This window comes from Cryobacterium sp. TMT2-14, assembly GCF_004402465.1.
Taxonomy (GTDB): domain Bacteria; phylum Actinomycetota; class Actinomycetes; order Actinomycetales; family Microbacteriaceae; genus Cryobacterium; species Cryobacterium sandaracinum.
Window position 1 is genome coordinate 1 of the sequence record NZ_SOFV01000021.1, and the last position, 2,999, is coordinate 2,999.

General features: G+C 70.2%; 4 protein-coding genes and 1 pseudogene. 4 read left to right on the forward strand and 1 reads right to left on the reverse strand.

Annotated elements, in window-relative coordinates; translation table 11 throughout:
- From sufC to fdxA, 3 genes and pseudogenes are all read left to right on the forward strand, one after another.
- Window positions 1–187, forward strand: a pseudogene (sufC, locus tag E3O28_RS08070) (Fe-S cluster assembly ATPase SufC); the annotation flags it as partial.
- On the forward strand, window positions 184–543 hold the full coding sequence (locus tag E3O28_RS08075; protein ID WP_104100574.1) for a metal-sulfur cluster assembly factor: 360 nt from the start codon (window positions 184–186) through the stop codon (window positions 541–543). The pseudogene sufC and the gene E3O28_RS08075, both read left to right, overlap by 4 nt.
- 45 nt (window positions 544–588) lie before the next feature.
- Complete coding sequence (gene fdxA, locus E3O28_RS08080) at window positions 589–912, forward strand: ferredoxin (RefSeq protein ID WP_104100575.1); 324 nt, start codon at window positions 589–591, stop codon at window positions 910–912.
- A 34-nt stretch (window positions 913–946) separates the two neighbouring features.
- On the opposite strand, the gene E3O28_RS08085 is transcribed toward fdxA, so the two are convergent.
- Window positions 947–1,441 (reverse strand): aldehyde dehydrogenase family protein, encoded by a 495-nt coding sequence (locus tag E3O28_RS08085; protein ID WP_134415581.1) that lies wholly within the window; start codon window positions 1,439–1,441, stop codon window positions 947–949.
- 831 nt (window positions 1,442–2,272) lie between these two features.
- Between E3O28_RS08085 and E3O28_RS08095 the strand changes: the two genes are divergently transcribed.
- Window positions 2,273–2,999: MFS transporter (locus E3O28_RS08095; protein WP_134415582.1), on the forward strand; the 727-nt coding region annotated here is incomplete at its 3' end.

Genomic DNA, 2,999 nt, shown 5'->3' on the forward strand with positions numbered 1-2,999 from the left:
CAAGGAGCACACCGGCCTGGGTCTGCTGCTGATCACGCACTACACCCGCATCCTGCGCTACATCAAGCCGGACTTCGTGCACGTCTTCGTCGACGGCCGCATCGCCGAACAGGGCGGCCCCGAACTCGCCGACCGCCTCGAAGACGAGGGCTACGATCGCTTCCAGAGCGCCGACGTCGCCCGATGAGCCTCGGGACAACCGCACTGCAGTCGGCGGAATCGATCCTGGGCGCGGCGCGGTTCGATGCCGTCCAGGAGGCCCTCAAGGATGTGATCGACCCGGAACTCGGCATCAACATCGTCGACCTCGGCCTGATCTACGATCTGGGCTGGGACGATGAAAACGATGCCCTGATCATTCACATGACCCTGACCTCGGCCGGCTGCCCGTTGACCGAGGTGCTCGAGCAGGAGATCGGCGTCAACCTGGACGGCATCGTCGACCAGTTCCGCATCAACTGGGTCTGGATGCCGCCGTGGGGCATCGACAAGATCACCGACGACGGCCGGGAGATGATGAGCGCTCTTGGATTCAACATCTAGCCAGCCCGTTGCCCCGATTCGGCTGAGTCTGACCGGGGCGTGCCGATGACCTATGTGATCGCCCTGCCCTGCGTCGACGTGAAGGACCGTGCCTGCGTCGACGAGTGCCCGGTCGACTGCATCTACGAGGGTGAGCGCTCGCTCTACATCCACCCCGACGAATGCATCGACTGCGGCGCCTGCGAGCCGGTCTGCCCGGTCGAGGCCATCTACTACGAGGACGACGTGCCCGAGAAGTGGGCCGAGTACTACAAGGCCAATGTCGAGTTCTTCGACGACATCGGCTCGCCCGGCGGGGCGGCGAAATCCGGCGTGTTCCAGAAGGACCACCCGATCATCGCCGCCCTGCCCCCGCAGGTGCGGCCCTGATCCTGCCGCGATCCTGAGCGCACCGCCGTGCCGGCTACGAGCGGATGCGGCGGTGCACCGACTGCGGCTTGAGGTAGACGTGCAGACCCTCCAGGCCGAATTCGACGCCGAGCCCTGAGCCATGCCGCGCCGCGAACGGGGCGGCATGGTTTGCGGCGAAGAATTTTATCCCGATCGAGCCCGTGTCCACCCGCGAAGCCACCGCGAGGGCGGCATCCTCGTCTGCGGAGAAGACCGTTCCTCCGAGGCCGAAATCCGTGTTGTTGGCGATCCCGATGGCCTCCTCGAGGCGGTCGAGGCGCAAAATCGACAGCACCGGCCCGAAGACTTCCTCCCGGGCGATCCGCATGCCGGGCGTCACGTCGGCGAACACGGTCGGCGTGACGGAGAAGCCCCGGTCGAACCCGCTGGGCACGTCGCCGCCGGTCGTGGCGCGGGCACCCTCCGCCAGGCCCGACCGGATGTAACCAAGCACCGTGTCCCCCTGCGCGGCGGTCGCGCTCGGCCCGAACACGGTTGCCGGATCCATCGGGTCTCAGATCGCGACGGGGTCGATCACCGGGGTGGTTTGCGGGCGCGGGCGGCGGGCTGCAGCGCCGAGGGGGGAGTTGCGCGATTCCGGCCTGGCTGCGCTCGGCCGTGCCGAACAGGATCGGCAGGTTGCGTTCGAGCTGGTGGGCGCGGCTGGTCGGCAGCACGATGCCGAGCCCGCCGACGACGCGGCCGTCAGCCTGGAAGTCCGGAACCGCCAGGGAGCAGGAGCCGAGGCGAACCTCCTCCGAGGCGAGCGCGAACCCCTGCACGCGGATCTTCTCGATCTCCCGGCGGAGCTGCTCGTGGTCGGTCTTCGTGAAGGCGGTGCGGGCGATCAGCGTGCCGCCGAGCACGGCGTCCTGCACCCAGTCCTCCTCGAATGCCAGGATGGCGCGCCCCATGGCGGTGGCGTGCATGGGCAGCCGGCCGCCGACCCGGGGGGCCTGCTGCACGCGCCGGGTGCCGTAGACGCGGTCGATGTAAAGCACGTCGGCCCCGTCGCGGATGGCCAGATGCGCGGTCTCCTGGGTGAGGCCGGAGAGGTCCTGCAGGTAGGGGGCGGGCCACGTCGCGCAGCTGCCGCCCCGCGTGCTGGCCGAGTTCCCAGAGGCGCAGGCCGATCTGGTTGCGGCCGCGGGCATCCCGCTGCACGGCGCCCCACTCTTCGAGCTCGCCGAGCAGGCGGCGCACGGTGCTCTGTGGCAGCCCGCTCTCGGCGCAGATCTCGGAGAGCGACCGCGGTGCGGCGGGGTGCGGCACCCCCGTTCTGTTACCCCCTGAAGTCCCCCCACGTGCGACAGATTGCGTTTCGGATAACGTGGAGGGTGTGACCCACACCGCCCGCGACCTCGGAATCTCCGCCACCCCAGCCGCCCGGCCCGGGCTGCACGCCTGGCGGAACGCCGTGTTCGCACTCTTCTTCATTGCCGGACTCGCACTGGCCACCTGGATGTCCCGCATCCCGGCCGTGCGAGACGGCCTCGAGCTCTCGACCGCGCAGGTGGGCATTGTCATCTTCGGCCTCTCGGCCGGGTCGGTGATCGGCCTGGTGGCGGCGGTCGGGCTGCTCGCCCGCCTCGGCGCCCGGCGCGCCGTGGTGCTCGGCGTCGCGATCTCCTCGGTCGGGCTCATCACGGCCGGGGTCGGCACGAGCCTGCTGGGGTCCACCGAGCTGGTCTTCGCCGGGCTGGCCCTGGTCGGTTTCGGGATGGGATCGGTCGACGTCATGATGAACGTCGAGGGGGCAGCGGTTGAGCGGGCGATCGGCAAGACGCTGATGCCGCTGATGCACGCCTGCTTCAGCCTCGGCACCGTGGTCGGCGCACTGGCGGGCGCGGGGGCATCCTTCGTTTCGTTGCCGGTGTCCTGGCACCTGGCCGGGGTTGCGCTTCTCGTGCTCGCCACGGCCGTCGCCGGGGTGCGGTATCTCCCGGTGCGAGCGGAGCTCGGCGACGAGCCGGCGACGGCGTCGGCGTCGGGCGCGGAGCCGGGCGTCGCGCCGGGAACGGCGGAGGCCGGGCCGCGCCCTGCGCCGCCGTGGCGGGAGCGCCTGC

Bases quoted from the DNA above. Each gene is read 5' to 3' on its own strand.
- E3O28_RS08085 (WP_134415581.1), bottom strand. From the start codon at position 1,441: ATGGATCCGGCAACCGTGTTCGGGCCGAGCGCGACCGCCGCGCAGGGG.
- fdxA (WP_104100575.1), top strand. From the start codon at position 589: ATGACCTATGTGATCGCCCTGCCCTGCGTCGACGTGAAGGACCGTGCC.
- E3O28_RS08075 (WP_104100574.1), top strand. From the start codon at position 184: ATGAGCCTCGGGACAACCGCACTGCAGTCGGCGGAATCGATCCTGGGC.